This is a genomic window from Micromonospora sp. NPDC048835 (assembly GCF_040649995.1).
Lineage (GTDB): Bacteria > Actinomycetota > Actinomycetes > Mycobacteriales > Micromonosporaceae > Micromonospora.
Genome location: NZ_JBEZGM010000002.1, coordinates 256,381 through 270,069 on the forward strand (window position 1 = coordinate 256,381; position 13,689 = coordinate 270,069).

11 protein-coding genes are annotated in these 13,689 nt (G+C 71.5%); 4 read left to right on the forward strand and 7 right to left on the reverse strand.

Features of this window, described 5'->3' with window-relative positions; translation table 11 throughout:
* Positions 1 to 391: 391 nt before the first annotated feature.
* Both AB0C15_RS03680 and AB0C15_RS03685 read left to right on the forward strand, forming a co-directional pair.
* Positions 392 to 676 carry a hypothetical protein gene (locus tag AB0C15_RS03680; RefSeq protein ID WP_124775688.1) on the forward strand — a complete coding sequence of 95 codons (285 nt, stop codon included), beginning with the start codon at positions 392 to 394 and terminating at the stop codon, positions 674 to 676.
* 97 nt (positions 677 to 773) lie between these two features.
* On the forward strand, positions 774 to 1,238 hold the full coding sequence (locus AB0C15_RS03685; protein ID WP_357348309.1) for a hypothetical protein: 465 nt from the start codon (positions 774 to 776) through the stop codon (positions 1,236 to 1,238).
* A gap of 8 nt (positions 1,239 to 1,246) precedes the next feature.
* Here AB0C15_RS03685 and AB0C15_RS03690 read toward each other — a convergent pair whose 3' ends face one another.
* Together AB0C15_RS03690 and AB0C15_RS03695 are read right to left on the reverse strand one after the other, a co-directional pair.
* Complete coding sequence (locus AB0C15_RS03690; protein WP_357348311.1) at positions 1,247 to 2,101, reverse strand: PASTA domain-containing protein; 855 nt, start codon at positions 2,099 to 2,101, stop codon at positions 1,247 to 1,249.
* Between the two features lie 160 nt (positions 2,102 to 2,261).
* Positions 2,262 to 2,948, reverse strand: coding sequence for a PASTA domain-containing protein (locus AB0C15_RS03695; protein ID WP_357348313.1), 687 nt, complete (start codon positions 2,946 to 2,948; stop codon positions 2,262 to 2,264).
* 122 nt (positions 2,949 to 3,070) lie between these two features.
* Here AB0C15_RS03695 and AB0C15_RS03700 point away from each other — a divergent pair, with 122 nt between their 5' ends.
* Positions 3,071 to 4,564 (forward strand): hypothetical protein, encoded by a 1,494-nt coding sequence (locus tag AB0C15_RS03700; protein WP_357348315.1) that lies wholly within the window; start codon positions 3,071 to 3,073, stop codon positions 4,562 to 4,564.
* 205 nt (positions 4,565 to 4,769) lie between these two features.
* Here AB0C15_RS03700 and AB0C15_RS03705 read toward each other — a convergent pair whose 3' ends face one another.
* Both AB0C15_RS03705 and AB0C15_RS03710 read right to left on the reverse strand, forming a co-directional pair.
* Positions 4,770 to 6,248, reverse strand: a complete 1,479-nt coding sequence (locus tag AB0C15_RS03705; RefSeq protein WP_357348317.1) for a glutamate--cysteine ligase — start codon at positions 6,246 to 6,248, stop codon at positions 4,770 to 4,772.
* 312 nt (positions 6,249 to 6,560) lie between these two features.
* Positions 6,561 to 7,142, reverse strand: a complete 582-nt coding sequence (locus tag AB0C15_RS03710) for a YceI family protein (RefSeq protein ID WP_357348319.1) — start codon at positions 7,140 to 7,142, stop codon at positions 6,561 to 6,563.
* 99 nt (positions 7,143 to 7,241) lie between these two features.
* Between AB0C15_RS03710 and AB0C15_RS03715 the strand changes: the two genes are divergently transcribed.
* Positions 7,242 to 7,760 (forward strand): MarR family transcriptional regulator, encoded by a 519-nt coding sequence (locus tag AB0C15_RS03715; protein ID WP_357348321.1) that lies wholly within the window; start codon positions 7,242 to 7,244, stop codon positions 7,758 to 7,760.
* 246 nt (positions 7,761 to 8,006) lie between these two features.
* Here AB0C15_RS03715 and AB0C15_RS03720 read toward each other — a convergent pair whose 3' ends face one another.
* The 3 genes from AB0C15_RS03720 to AB0C15_RS03730 all read right to left on the reverse strand — a co-directional run bounded on the left by AB0C15_RS03720 (position 8,007) and on the right by AB0C15_RS03730 (position 13,547).
* Entirely contained in the window at positions 8,007 to 10,655 is a 2,649-nt protein-coding gene (locus AB0C15_RS03720; RefSeq protein WP_357348323.1) for a helix-turn-helix domain-containing protein, read from the reverse strand.
* A gap of 133 nt (positions 10,656 to 10,788) precedes the next feature.
* Positions 10,789 to 11,937: an acyl-CoA dehydrogenase family protein gene (locus tag AB0C15_RS03725; protein WP_357348325.1), complete on the reverse strand. Its 1,149-nt coding sequence runs from the start codon at positions 11,935 to 11,937 to the stop codon at positions 10,789 to 10,791.
* A 77-nt stretch (positions 11,938 to 12,014) separates the two neighbouring features.
* Positions 12,015 to 13,547 (reverse strand): acyl-CoA carboxylase subunit beta, encoded by a 1,533-nt coding sequence (locus AB0C15_RS03730; protein ID WP_357348327.1) that lies wholly within the window; start codon positions 13,545 to 13,547, stop codon positions 12,015 to 12,017.
* Positions 13,548 to 13,689 lie beyond the last annotated feature (142 nt).

Below are 13,689 nucleotides of genomic sequence, written 5' to 3' on the forward strand. Positions count from 1 at the left end.
ATTGGCAAAAGTCGACGTGCAACTTGCATGAAGCACGTCCCTGATGCACTCTGTCCGTATGGCCCGGGTCACTCAGCGTTTCCTTCCGGTCCCTCGGAGTGGTGACCCCACCGATCCGAGGGTGCCGGGCACGACGCCGACCGGGCCGACGACCCCGAGACCTGCTCCGGGGTAAGGACCCCGCCGCTGCAAGCCGGCAAGCTGCGGCGGCGGGCGCGGTTCCCGGAAGCAACCGGGTGGTGGTCGGGTGGCGGCACGCCACCAGCGGGGTACGGCCCGACCACCGCCATCCGCACCACCGGTTCACGAGGCACGACCCCGTCACCGGCCGAGACGTCCCCCGTTCAGGCACCGCCGGCCCCATGCCGGCCGATCCTCCCCAGGAGCCCATGTGCTTCCCCGCACCGGTGACGTACTGCACGTGACTCGCGCGGCGAGTGTCCAGTTCCTCAGGCCGATCAAGTTCCGGGTGATCCGGGTGCTCGACTGGCCTACCTATGACGGCTGGCTCTGGCTCGACGGCTACGAGTTGAACGCCGCGGGCGACGCGGTCACCCGACGTTCGATCTTCGTCCAGCGGGAAGGGCTGCAACAGCTGCAGGCCGCTCCCGAACCCCGCCCGCACACCGTGCGGGCCCGCCGCCCGGTCGCGCGTACCCCGGTCCGGGTGGGCTGACCGACCCGATCCGCCGCCGGTGGGCGTGCCGTCGCCATAGAATCGGTACGCCCACCCCGGCACGTTCCACCCGCTCGTCAAGGACCCTGACCCTGGGATGGTCATGGTCAATCAGCCCGCCCTGCGGCGGCACCACCGCTCCCGTATCGCCTCCACCTTCGGACTCCTCGCCCTCCTCGGGGCGATGGCGGCACTCCTGGTCCTCGTCCGCGACCCGGCGATGTCGTCCACCCGGCTGACCACACCGGTGCCCGCGCCGGAGATCACCGTGCTCGACTCCGACCCGCCGACAGGCGACGGCCAGTCGGTGTACGAGCAACCCGGCTGGATCGACACCGACGCACCTGCCGATCACACCGGTGGCGTCGATCCGACCGGGCCGGCGTCCGGCCTGGGAGCCGGCGGTCAGTCCGACGGCCGTCAGACACTCGCCGAAGCAGCTCCGGCCGGGGGGCACAGCGCCACGGACATCCGCCGTTCCCTCTTCTGGTCCGGCATCTTCGGCCTCGCCATCTCGCTGGCCGGCATCGGCCTCGTCGGCACCCGCCGCCGGATGTGGTGAGAAGGCGGTCAGGGCGTGCCGGTCACCGTGGCGCTCGGCGTGGTCGGGCTCGGCGTGGTCGAGGGCTGGGCCGCAGAGACGATCAACAACACCTCGTCGTCGGTCGACACCGACGTGCCGGCCTCGGGCTCGGTGCCCACCACCGTCCCAGGTGGCAGCTCCGACGGGCGGTACACCACCCGGTAGCCCAGACCGAGCCGCGTCAACAGCCCTTCGGCGGTGGCCTGCGGCACGCCAGCGAGCGGTGGCACCGGCACCTCGGCCGGGGCATCAGTGGTCGCCGAGCTGCTCGGCGACTCGCTGCTCGGCGACGCCGACGTGGGGGCTGCGCTGGTCCGCGGCGCGCTGGGGGCGCTTGTCGGCGGGACCGACGGGGTGGACCCCGGATCGTCCCGGTCGTCATCCTGCTGGGCGAGCACCACCCAGAGCGCGCCCCCGAGCAGGCCGGCGAGGAGCAACGCCAGTACGCCCCAGAGGATCGGCAACCACCACCGCCGACCGCCCTGCTCCTCGACGTACCACTCGCCGGCGTCATCCGGCCGGGCCGAGCGCACCTCGGCGCGGCCGGACCACGCCGGCGGTATCGGGGCAGTCCGGTCGGCGGGCGTACCCGGCCGGCCGCCGGCGGACCTGTCGATCGCCACGGTCTGGTCGGGCGACGGTTCGGGACGGGCCGGGACAGTCCGGTCGATCGGTGCCGTCTCATCCGGGTCGGTGGCGGCTGGCGAAGGTTGCCGCAACTCCGGCCGGTCGCCGGCGGCTTCGCTCGGCAGCGGCCGGTCAGTGGCGGCTCCGGTCGGCAGCGGGCGGGTCCGGTCGTCGTCGTGCTCGTCGGCGGGAGGCTCCTGGCGGTCGTCGCTCATCGCACGTCCTTTCCCGAACCCGGGCGGGCGTCCTGGCCCTCGACCGCCAACCTAACCGCCCACCGGGCCATCGGTGGGGATCAGCGTTGCGAGCCGCGCCGGTCGTCGGCCAGGCAGAGCGGCGGGTACGCGCTCGAAGGCCCGACCCGCCGGCCAGGAATCAGAGCGTGGGTTTCGGAGACGGTTGGTCGTCGGAGTCCGCCCCACACCAGATGCTGACCTGGTCGTTCCACCGGGCCGGGCCGTCTTCGGCGGGCTCCTGCCGGTTGACCTTCCCACTGCGTCCGCTGACGTAGCGCGGGTAGAGGCCGGCGTCGACCAACTCGTCGGCGGCTTCCGCGCAGCGCTCGCCGACCACGTCGGGCACCTCGGCGGCCGGCGCCGGCCCGGCGACCTGTAGTTGCACGGTCGTCCCCCGAGCGACCTCGGTGCCCACGTCCGGTGTGGTGCTCTCGACCGTACGGCCGACGCCGCCGCCGAAGACCAACCGCCAACCAAGCCGCTGCTTGCGCAGGGTGTCCCGGGCCTGCTCGAAGTCGGTGCCGATCACCGGCGGCACGGTCAGGCCGGCACCCTTGGTGGAGGTGGCGGAGGTCTGGACCGCCGACGGTGTCGGCCGCCCGGTGCTCGGTCGTGGTGCGGTGGCTCGAGTTGTCGGCGCGCCAGCCGTGGTCGCGACGGCCAGCGGGTCACCAGAGGGTGTGTCGTCCTCGCCGGCCAGCAGCCAGCCACCCGTCGCGCCGACGGCGGCGAGCAGCACCGCCGCCAACCCGCCACCGAGCACGACGCTGGCCCGGCCCGCGCCGCCACCGGCGGCATTCTGCTGGCCCGTGTTCGTGTCCGTCATAACGCCCACCGCCTCATCACCGGCGACCGTACCGCCCGCCGCCCAATCCGCCGCACCTGTGGTCCACACCGGCGGGTCGTTGCGACTCGCCGCGCCGACGACGGGACGTTACGCTGCCCGGCATGGCCAGACAGGGCTGGGGAGTGTCGATCGCGACGGCGATCGGGGTCGCTGCCGGTGCGGGTGCCGCACAACTGGGCTTCGGCTACGGGCTCGGCGTCATCACCTGGACGCCCACCGATGCCGCAGCGACCGACACCGCCTGGGCGGACGGCCTCGCCTGGGCCACCTGGCTCGCCGCCAGTTCGACTGTCCTCGGCGCGGTCTGCGCGCAGCGGCTCCACCAACGGAACGCCCCGGCAAGGACCGCCTCCTCTGCGGAAACCTCGATGCTTGTGGAGACCGCGCCTGACGAAGTGGCCCGCCACGAGAGCCCGCACGTCGGTGATCGGGCACCGGGATCGGTCGACGGGACTTCACCGGCCGCCGCCGCTGCCCGGCCGGAGATGGCGGGCACCCCGCAACCGGTGGCCAACCCGCCGGTCCAGGACCGCGGTGGCCTGCTGCGCCGGGTGGCCCTGGCACTCGGCGCCGGGTTGGGCGGGCTGGTCACGGTGCTGCTGATCGCCGTACCCGCGCGGGTGGCGACCGGCGCGGACACCGGCGCACCGCAACGGACGGCCGCCGTACAGGCGACCGTGGGCATCCTGATCGGCGTCCTCGTCGCGCTCTGGGCGCTTCGCTCCCGAGCCGCCGCGGTCAACGTGACCGCGACGGCCGCCTGGCTCTGGCTGCTCGCGGTGGTCTCGGTCATCGACGGTGTACGCGTCGGACGCGGGCTCACCGGCGCGCAACTCGGCACCTGGCAGTTCGACCCGGACCACGCCCGCTACTGGATCGGGGGCCAGCTCTACTGGCCCGGCGCGCTGCTGGCGCTGGTACCGGCGATACTGATCGGCGTGCTTGCCGCCCGGCGATCGGCCCGCTCGGGCGGGCACCGGGTGGGTGCGGCGGCCTCGGGCGCGGCAGGCCCGGTGCTCGTCGCGCTCGCCTACCTGAGCACCCTGCCGCACTGGTCGACACTGGGGCCGGCGCAGCTCTCCACCCAACTGATCGCCCCGTACGCGGTGATCGCCGGCGTCGGCGGCTCGGTGTTGGCCGCGCTCCTCGCCGAGCGAGCCGAGCGGACCAACCCGGCTGAACGGAGTGCGGTTGCTCGGGTGCAAACGGCCGATCCGACACCGGTCGCCGAGAGCGAACCCGTGCCGCCGGCCGCCGGCTCGTCGGCCGAACCCTCCACCGCACCGTCCGAGCCCCCCACCGGGACCGTAGCCTCGACGACCGGCACCGCGGGTCGGCGCAGGAAGGCCACCGTTCCGTCGCAGCTACCCAGAACGGGTCCGCTGCCCGAGGAGGGCACCGCCGCACCGCAGGTGCCCGGACCGCAGGTGCCCGGACCGCAGGTGCCCGGACCGCAGGTGCCCGGACCGCGCACGGCCCCGGAGCGCACGGCCCCAGAGCGCACGGATCCAGCCCTTCGCGCCGACGCCACGCCGGAGGACCCGGCCCCCGGCAGCCGCCGCACCCGCGCAGCCCGCCGAACCCCCACCGACTAACCGCACAAACCACCCAACCCTCACCCGGCCACCCGCCCGGCTGCCCACCCCACTGCCCATACCGCCGCCCGCCTCGTTGATCATGAAGTTGTTGCCTGCCCACCCGTCGTGTCCGGACAACAATTTCATGATCAACGCGCATGGGGTCGGCGCGCACGGGGGTCGGGCACAGGGCCGGGCAGGGCGGGTGCGGGTGCGGGTGCGGTTAGAGGGTTGGCCAGGTGTGGACGGGTTCGTTGGTGCGCTGGAGATCGGCGTAGCGCCGAACCATGTGGTGCAGGGCGGCCGCTCGGTCCATGCCCTGACGCCGCTCCGCCGCCCAGACCGTCTCGGTCTGCCAGACGGCACCGTTGCGGCCGGTACGGCAGCGCTGCTCGATGATGCCGAGCAGCCGGTCCCGCTGCTCGGGGGCGACACCGAACCCGTCCAGGCCGGCGGCGGCGGTGGGCAGGAGTTGATCGAGGACCAGCTTGGTGACCGGCACGTCACCGAGCCCGGGCCAGTGCAGCACGGCGTCGAGGCCACGTCGGGCGGCGGCGTGGAAGTTCTCCTCGGCCGAGCTGAAGGTCAGTTGACTCCAGATCGGGCGGTCCGCCTCGGCCAGACCGCGCACCAGCCCGAAGTAGAAGGCCGCGTTGGCAAGCATGTCCACCACCGTCGGACCGGCTGGCAGCACCCGGTTCTCCACCCGCAGGTGGGGGCGGCCGTTCATGATGTCGTAGACCGGACGGTTCCACCGGTAGACGGTGCCGTTGTGCAGCCGCAGCTCCCCGAGCTGAGGCACACCACCGGCGTGCAGGACCTCCACCGGGTCCTCGTCCTCGCAGATCGGCAGCAGGGGCGGAAAGTATCTGACGTTCTCCTCGAACAGGTCGAAGATCGAGGTGATCCACCGTTCGCCGAACCACACCCGTGGGCGTACGCCCTGAGCCTTCAGCTCGTCCGGGCGGGTGTCGGTGGCCTGCTGGAACAGGGCGATACGCGTTTCGGCCCACAGTTGCCGCCCGTACAGGAAGGGGCTGTTCGCTCCGACCGCCACCTGCACGCCGGCGATGGCCTGGGACGCGTTCCAGTAGTCGGCGAAGCTGTCCGGGGCGACCTGGAGATGGAACTGGAGGCTCGTGCAGGCAGCTTCGGGGGCGATCGAGTCGGTGTGGGTCCGCAACTGCTCGACGCCGCGGATGTCCAACTCGATGTCTTCGCCCCGGGCGCCGACGATCTGGTCGTTGAGCACCCGGTAGCGCTCGTTGGTGGAGAGATTGTCCTCGACCAGGTGCCCCTCGGTGAGGGTGGGCAGGATGCCGACCAGGACGATCTTCGCGTCGGACCGGGCGGCCCGTTCGTCGGCCCGGGACAGACTGCCGCGCAGGTCGTGCTCGTAGTCGGCGAAGCCGGCGCCCTCGATCAGTCGGGGCTCGGCGTTGAGTTCCAGGTTGAACTGCCCCAGCTCGGTCTGGAAGAGGGGGTCCGCGATGTCGGCGAGGATCTCCTCGTTGCGCATCGCCGGCTCGGCGGCCGAGTCGACCAGGTTGAGCTCGATCTCCAAGCCGGTCATCGGGCGGTCGGCGTCGAAGCCGAAGTCGTCGAGCATCAGGGCGAAGACGTCCAGGCAGCGCCGCACCTTCTGCCGATAGCGGACGCGATCGTCCCGGGTGAAGGCGCCCTCTGAGACGTCCCTGCCCATGTGTCCTCCCGACGGCCGGCGCGGTTCGGGATCATGCCGTCCCGGAAGCGCTTTGTGAAGCATCCACGGTAAGAGCGCCCACCTGACCGGGGCCAGAGGCCGACGGCGGTGATCCGACCTCGGCCGGCGCGGACGCGCTCGTGGCGCCATCACTACCCCGTCACCGCCCGGCTGGACCCGATGGCGGTACGAACAAGTCGTGACAATTACCACGGGCGGAGACGACGCAGGGCCCGCGCCGACGTACGGCGCGGGCCCTGCGTACCGGATCGCCGCGAGGGTCCCCCCGGGCCCTCCGGCCATCCAAGGCGATCAGGCCTGACGGACGGCCTCGCCCTCGATCTCAATCTTGATCTTGCGGCTGACCAGCACGCCCCCGGTCTCCAGGGCGACGTTCCAGGTCAGGCCGAACTCCTCACGGTCGATCTCGGTGCTCGCGGAGAAACCGAAGATGTCCTGGCCGAACGGGCTGCGGCCGACACCCTCGAACTCCACCTCCAGCTCGACCGGCCGGGTGACGTCCTTGATGGTCAGCTCACCGGCGAGCACGAACTCGCCGCCACGACGGGACTTGACCCCGGTGCTGCGGAACTCGAGCGTCGGGAACTTCTCGGCGTCGAGGAACTCGGGGCTGCGCAGGTGCGCGTCCCGGTCGGCCTGGGTGGTGTCGACGCTTGCGGCCTGGATGGTCGCGACGACTGACGACTGCAGCGGGTCCTCGGCGACGGTGATCGTGGCGGTCGCCTCGTTGAACTCACCGCGGACCTTGCTCACCATCATGTGCCGGGCAACGAAGCCGACCCGCTTGTGCGCCACGTCGAGCGCGTAGGTGCCGGCCGCCGGGATGGTGAGGCCGTCCCAGTCGCGGGTAACCGCTTCGATGCTGCTGGTCATGCTGCTGCCCTCCGGAAGATTGTTGAATAGCCCAACGACTGCTTGAACAACTATAACTACAACAACATTCCCCGTGTCAAGCACTGGTATGATGAACGGGTGACCAACGCCTTCGACGATCCCCGGATCACCGCCGTCGGCCTGCTCTTCGAGGCGCACGCCGGGCTGTCAGCCCGGTTCAACGCCCAACTCGAGGAGCACGGCCTCTCCGCGGTCGAGTTCGAGGTCATCACCCGACTGGCCCGCTCGCCGGGCAACCAACTACGCATGACCGACCTCGCCGCGCAGACCTCACTGTCGACAAGCGGAGTGACGCGGGTGGTGGACCGGATGGAACGCGACGGGCTGCTCACCCGCCGGGCCTGCCCGAACGACCGCCGCAGCTCGTACGCGGTGGTCACCGCCGCTGGAATGCAACGCCTCAACGAGACGCTGCCCGGGCACCTGCAGATGATCGAGCAGTGGTTCACCGGGCAGCTCGACCCCGAGGCGCTGGCGGCCCTCCTCGACGGTTTGCGCCGAGTCCGCGACGCCGCCCACCCGTGCGCCACCGCCGGCAGTGACGACGCCGACCCGGAGCAGGCCGCCGCCACCGACAGCGCCAATCGACGACACTGAGCGAGCACCCGTTGCCAGATGGTGACAGCGGCAGAAAGACCGGCAGAACTGGCCCCGCCAAGCTGGAGGATTCGGTCCAAGCCGACTTTCTGTCACCGCCCCGGTGGCAGGCTTCCAACACCGGGGATCACCGGGGGGTGACGGCGCGGGCGATCAGCGAGGGGTAGCACCAAAGGGGGCTCTTCGCCCGCGCCACTCCCCCGTCACGATCCTCGCGGCACCCGAACGGGCACCGATCCACCGCAACTACCGAGTCGGTCCACCCCGGGCCGCGTTCAGCGCGTAGAGCAGGCCCGACTCGTGCGGCAACAACCTGATGCCGCTCTCCACACAGACCCGGTCCACGCGATCGAGCACCGCCGGGTCCGCAGTGCTCGCAGCCAGTCCTACAAGCGCCTCCACCACGTCGCGGCGATCCGGCCCCGCGTGGTCGGCCGCAGCAGCGAACCACTCGGCAGCCAACTCCCGGTCACCCCGGTGCAGCGCCACGTTCCCCTCGATCAGGGCGCAGAGCCCGGCCTCCGGCCCGCCCCAGGCCAGCGCCGCGTCGTCCGACTGACGCGGACGCGGCACGGTAGGCCGGGCCGGCAGCGCCTCCACACCCCCGGCGCGTAACTCGATCAGCACCTCGGTCGCCTCCGCGACCCGCCCGTCCTGGGCGAGCGCCAGCCCCACGGTGCCGAGCACCCGACGGCGGCCCCCGGGATCACCAAGCTCGGACAGCGCCGCCATCGCCCTCCGGCCACGGTCGATGGCGTCCGCGTACCAGCCCTCCAGGCGGGCGACCTCGGCACGATTGGCCCAGCCGAGCACCCGCAGTCGCTGTTCCCCACTCTCGGCGGCGAGTCGGTCCACCGCAGCGAGCCGACGGCGGGCCGCAGCCAGCTCACCCGCGCGGATCTCGTGCCAGGCGAGGCTGTTCTGAGCCACCGCCAGGTCCCGGGTCCGACCGTTACGGGCCGCCAACCGCAGCAGCGCCTCGGCCTGCTCGCGAGACTCGTCCTGCCGCCCGACGGAGATCAGCAGGGTGCCGAGCACGTTCCGCGCCTCCAACTCGCCGGTGACGTCGCCGGCCCGTCGGAAGGTGTCCAACGCCGCTTGCGCCGTCGACAGCTCCTCGGCACCCGCGCCGTGCTCGGCCGCGAGCCTGGCGACCCCGAGGGCCGCCCAGCCCCGCAGGAGAGGATCGGCGTCAGCGGTACGCGGATCCGCGAGCAGGCGCCGCAGCCACTGCCGCCCGACGACGTCGCGCCCGCGGAACCGCCACCAGCGGGTCAGGCAGGCCGCCAGCCGCAGTGCGGTCAACGGGTCGTCGGTGGCCGCGTGGGCCAACGACGTACTGATGTCACTGCTCATCTGGTCCAGGCGGCGCACCGCGTCGGGTAACCGTGGGCCGACCAGATCGCCCGCGGTCCGTGCCACCAGGCGCGCGATGACCTCCGCGTGTCGACGCCGGATGCAGGTCAGCTCACCACCACCGACCGCCTGCTCGACGGCGTAGTCACGGACCGCGTCGAGCAGGCGGAACCGGAACGACCCGGTTCCGCGTACGCTCAGCAACCCCAACTCGACCAAGCGGTCCAACAGCGGAACGGGGTCGATCGCCACCGTGCCGTCCCGGTCGGCCTCGTCGGCGAGCATCTCCTCGGCCAACTCGACCGACCAGCGGTTACCGAAGACGGCGAGCTGCCGCAGCGCGGCCCGCTCGTCCGGCGCCAACAGTCGGTAACTGAACGCCACCGCGTCCCGCAGGGTGACCGCGACCGCCGTGGGGGTGTCGGGTCCGCTCGCCCGACCGGGGAGCACCTCCGGCGCGTCCCAGCCCGGTTGGGCGGACGACTCCGCAGGAGTGGCCAGGTCGAGCACCCGGTCGCCGTACCGGTCCAGCAGTTCGGTGAGGTCGAGGAGCCGACCCCGGGCGGCCATCAGTTCGATGGCCAACGGCAGCCCGCCCAACCGGCGGACCAGGGCGGCGAGCGCCGGCAACTCCGCCGAGGTGGGCGGCTCCCGGCGGACCTGAGCGAGCCGGGCGGTGAACAACGCGACCGCCGGCCACGACTCGAGGTCGTCGTGCTCAGCCTCCGGTGGTGGCACGTCGAGCGGCGCGACCGGCCAGACCCGCTCACCGGGCAACCCGACCGGGTGCCGCCCGGTGACGAGCACCCGCAGCGCGGGCAGTGCGCCGAGCAATCGGTGCAGGGTTGCGGCCACCGGGCCCGGCGCCCGCTCCACCGCGTCCATCACCAGCAGTGCCGGCCGTCCGGCGAGCAGAGCCACGAGTTCGGAGAGGCGTGCCGCGCCGAGCACGGACATCGATGCGGCGAGCACATCCGGACCATCCGAGCCCTCGCCGACCAGCACCCCGGCGACACCGGCCGGATGGGCGGAGGCCACCAGGTGCGCCACCGACGTCGCCAGGGCGGTCTTGCCGACACCTGCCAACCCGACGAGGCTCACCAACCGGGGCCCTCGCGCCGCGGTGAGCATTCCGGCCAACTCGGTGAGGTCGCGCTCCCGGCCGATCAGGGCGACCGGCGGCGGAAGCGGGACCGACGGATCGGCGGGAGCGGCCGCCGAGGTGACGGTGCCGCTGACCGTGAACGTCGTCGTCGAGGTGCCGTCCGGTGCGGTCGGATCGGCACCGCGGGACGCGGCCATGAACGCCGCCCGGCTGGTGCCGGTCAGCTCCAGCGCCCCGGCGAGCAACTCGACTGTGGTGCGTTGCGGTCGAACTGACCGACCACGCTCCAGGTCACGCACCGTCCGCACACCCACCCCGGCCCGGGACGCCAACTCGGCCTGGGTCAGGCCGGCGGCGCGTCGATGCCCGCGGAGCAGCTCCGGGAGGGTGGTACGCCCAGCCGGGCTCCGCGACCGGTCATGATCCGGAGTCATGGGCACGAAGAGTACGGATCGACTCCGACCATCGGCAGTCGAACGTCGGGCTACTGACGCCCGCTCGCCGAAACCCGACAGCCGTACGGGCAGCCCGCCCGGAACGACTGACCGATCAGTCCGGCTGGACCGCTCAGAGACCCAGGTCCCGAGCGATGATCATGCGCTGCACCTCACTGGTGCCCTCGCCGATCTCCAGGATCTTGGAGTCCCGCCAGAACCGGGCAACCGGGTACTCGTTCATGAAGCCGTACCCGCCGTGGATCTGGGTGGCCTCCCGGGCGTTGTCCACCGCGATCGTGCTGGCGTGCAGTTTCGCGATGGCGGCCTGCCGCTTGAACGGCTCGCCGGCGAGCATCCGCGCGGCGGCGTCGTAGTAGGCCAACCGAGCGGTGTGCGCCTTCAGCTCCATGTCCGCGATCTTGAACTGGATGGCCTGGTTCGCGCCGATCGGCTGACCGAAGGCGTGCCGCTCCTTGGCGTACTTGATGGACTCGTCGACGCAGCCCTGGGCCAGGCCGACGGCCAACGCGGCGATGGCGATCCGACCCTCGTCGAGGATGCGCAGGAACTGGGCGAAGCCCCGACCGCGCTCGCCGAGCAGGTTGGCGGCCGGCACCCGGCAGTCGTCGAAGGTCAGCTCGTGGGTGTCCGAGGCGGTCCACCCCACCTTGGAGTAGCCGGGCGCAACGGTGAACCCGGGCGTGCCGGTCGGCACGATGATCGTCGACAACTCCTTGGAGCCGTCCGGGTTCGTGCCGGTCACCGCGGTGACGGTCACCATCGCCGTGATGTCGGTCCCCGAGTTGGTGATGAACGCCTTCGAACCGTTGATCACCCACTCGTCGCCGTCCAGCACCGCCCGCGTCTGGGTGCCGGCGGCGTCCGAGCCGGTGCCCGGCTCGGTGAGCCCGAAACCGGCCAACGCCTCGCCGCTGAGCAACCGGGGCAGCCAGGTCGCCTTCTGCTCCTCGGTGCCGAAACGGTAGATCGGCATCGCGCCGAGCGAGACCGCCGCCTCCAGGGTGATGGCCACGCTTGAGTCGACCCGGGCCAACTCCTCCAGGACCAGGCAGAGCGCGAAGTAGTCGCCGCCCATCCCGCCGTGTTCCTCGTCGAAGGGCAGGCCGAACAGGCCCATCTTGCCCATCTGCCGGATCACCTCGTACGGGAAGGTGTGCCGCTCGTAGTGCTCCGCGATGACCGGGGCGACCACCTCTCGGGCGAAGTCCCGCACGCTCTCGCGCAGCGCCGCTTGTTCGTCGGTGAGCCGGAAGTCCATCTCATCCTCCTGTAAGGACGGTCCGCCGCGGCGCTCGTGACGCCGGGGCGGATCGCTGTGCGGGCCCGGGTCGGTGATCAGACCGGGGTGACGCCGTGCCGACGGCGGGAGAACTGCCGATCCTTGGTGGCCGCCGCCGCGAATCGACGGACCAGCTCGGCGCGCAGGTCGTGCGGCTCGACGATGGTGTCCACCACCAGCTCGCTGGCGAGCCGGACGACGTCGATGTCCTGCTCGTACTCGGCGCGCTTGGCGGCCACGAAGGCGGCCCGCTCGGCCTCGTCCTCGATGGCGGCGATCTTGTTGGCGTAGACCGCGTTCACGGCGGCTTCGGCACCCATCACGGCGATCTTCGCGGTCGGCAGCGCGATGGTCGCGTCCGGCTCGAACCCGGGACCGGCCATCGCGTAGAGACCGGCGCCGTACGCCTTGCGGACGACCACGCAGATCTTCGGCACCGTCGCCTCGGAGATCGCGGTGATCATCTTTGCGCCGTGCCGGATGATGCCCTGCTTCTCCACCGCGCTGCCGACCATGAAGCCGGGCACGTCGCTGAGGAACAGCAGGGGCACGTTGAACGCGTCGCAGAGCTGCACGAACCGGGTGGCCTTGTCGGCCGAGTCGACGAAGAGCACGCCGCCCTTGAACATCGAGTTGTTGCCGACCACCCCGACGACGTGACCGTCCAAACGGCCGAAGCCGATCGTCAGCTCCTTGGCCCAGAGCGCCTGGATCTCGAAGAACGAACCCTCGTCGAGCAGACCCTTGACGTACCGCCGCATGTCGAACGCCTGCCGCTCGCTCGCCGGCACCAACGCCGCCAGGTCGGCCTTCGCGGGCGCGGGGACGGCTGGCGCGGTCGGCGGCGCCTGGGTCCAGTTCGCCGGCAGGTACGACAGGTAGGTCTTCACGACGTCGAGCGCGTCGGCCTCGGTCTTGCAGAGGAAGTGCCCCACACCGGATTCGGCGGTGTGCACCTTCGCCCCGCCCATGGCCTCCAGCGTGGTCTTCTCGCCGGTGACCATCTCGACCATCCGGTCGGAGCCGAGATACATGCTCGCGTTGCCGTCGACGAGCGCCACCACGTCGCAGAACGCCGGGATGTACGCCCCACCCGCGGCGCTCGGACCGAACAGCGCGCAGACCTGCGGAATCGAGCCCGACGCGCGGACCTGGTTCCAGAAGATCTTGCCGGCGCCGCGCCGGCCCGGGAACAGATCGACCTGATCGGTGATCCGGGCGCCGGCCGAGTCGACCAGGTAGACCATCGGAACACTCGTGGAGTACGCGCGCTCGATGATTCGAATGATCTTCTCGACCGTGCGGGCGCCCCAACTGCCGGCCTTGACGGTGGAGTCGTTGGCCATCAGGCAGACCTGCCGACCGTCGATGGTGGCGGTGCCGGTGACCACACCGTCGGCGGGAAGCCCGTCGGCGAGGGCGTTGGCGTAGAGGCCGTCCTCGACGAAGGAGCCCTCGTCGACCAGGAGCGCGACCCGCTCCCGGGCGAAGAGCTTGCCCTTGGCGGCGTTGGCCGCGTGGTATTTGTCCGCGCCGCCGGACCGGGCCCGCTTGCGCAGTTGCTCAAGTGCCTCACCGTCGAGCGTCACGCCGACTCCTCCGCCATACTGACCTGAACGATCGTTAGGCTAGCGCATGGGTACGACTGTCGGCGACCTACGAGCGAACCAGACAGCCGGACCGAGAGCAAGACATTGAAAAACATGAATACTTGTCGCTAGGCTCCTGACA

What these genes read in the sequence shown, in the direction of transcription:
- AB0C15_RS03720 (WP_357348323.1), bottom strand. Translation starts at nt 10,655, where the DNA reads ATGACTCCGGATCATGACCGGTCGCGGAGCCCGGCTGGGCGTACCACC.
- AB0C15_RS03695 (WP_357348313.1), bottom strand. Translation starts at nt 2,948, where the DNA reads ATGACGGACACGAACACGGGCCAGCAGAATGCCGCCGGTGGCGGCGCG.
- AB0C15_RS03705 (WP_357348317.1), bottom strand. Translation starts at nt 6,248, where the DNA reads ATGGGCAGGGACGTCTCAGAGGGCGCCTTCACCCGGGACGATCGCGTC.
- AB0C15_RS03725 (WP_357348325.1), bottom strand. Translation starts at nt 11,937, where the DNA reads ATGGACTTCCGGCTCACCGACGAACAAGCGGCGCTGCGCGAGAGCGTG.
- AB0C15_RS03685 (WP_357348309.1), top strand. Translation starts at nt 774, where the DNA reads ATGGTCATGGTCAATCAGCCCGCCCTGCGGCGGCACCACCGCTCCCGT.
- AB0C15_RS03700 (WP_357348315.1), top strand. Translation starts at nt 3,071, where the DNA reads ATGGCCAGACAGGGCTGGGGAGTGTCGATCGCGACGGCGATCGGGGTC.
- AB0C15_RS03690 (WP_357348311.1), bottom strand. Translation starts at nt 2,101, where the DNA reads ATGAGCGACGACCGCCAGGAGCCTCCCGCCGACGAGCACGACGACGAC.
- AB0C15_RS03710 (WP_357348319.1), bottom strand. Translation starts at nt 7,142, where the DNA reads ATGACCAGCAGCATCGAAGCGGTTACCCGCGACTGGGACGGCCTCACC.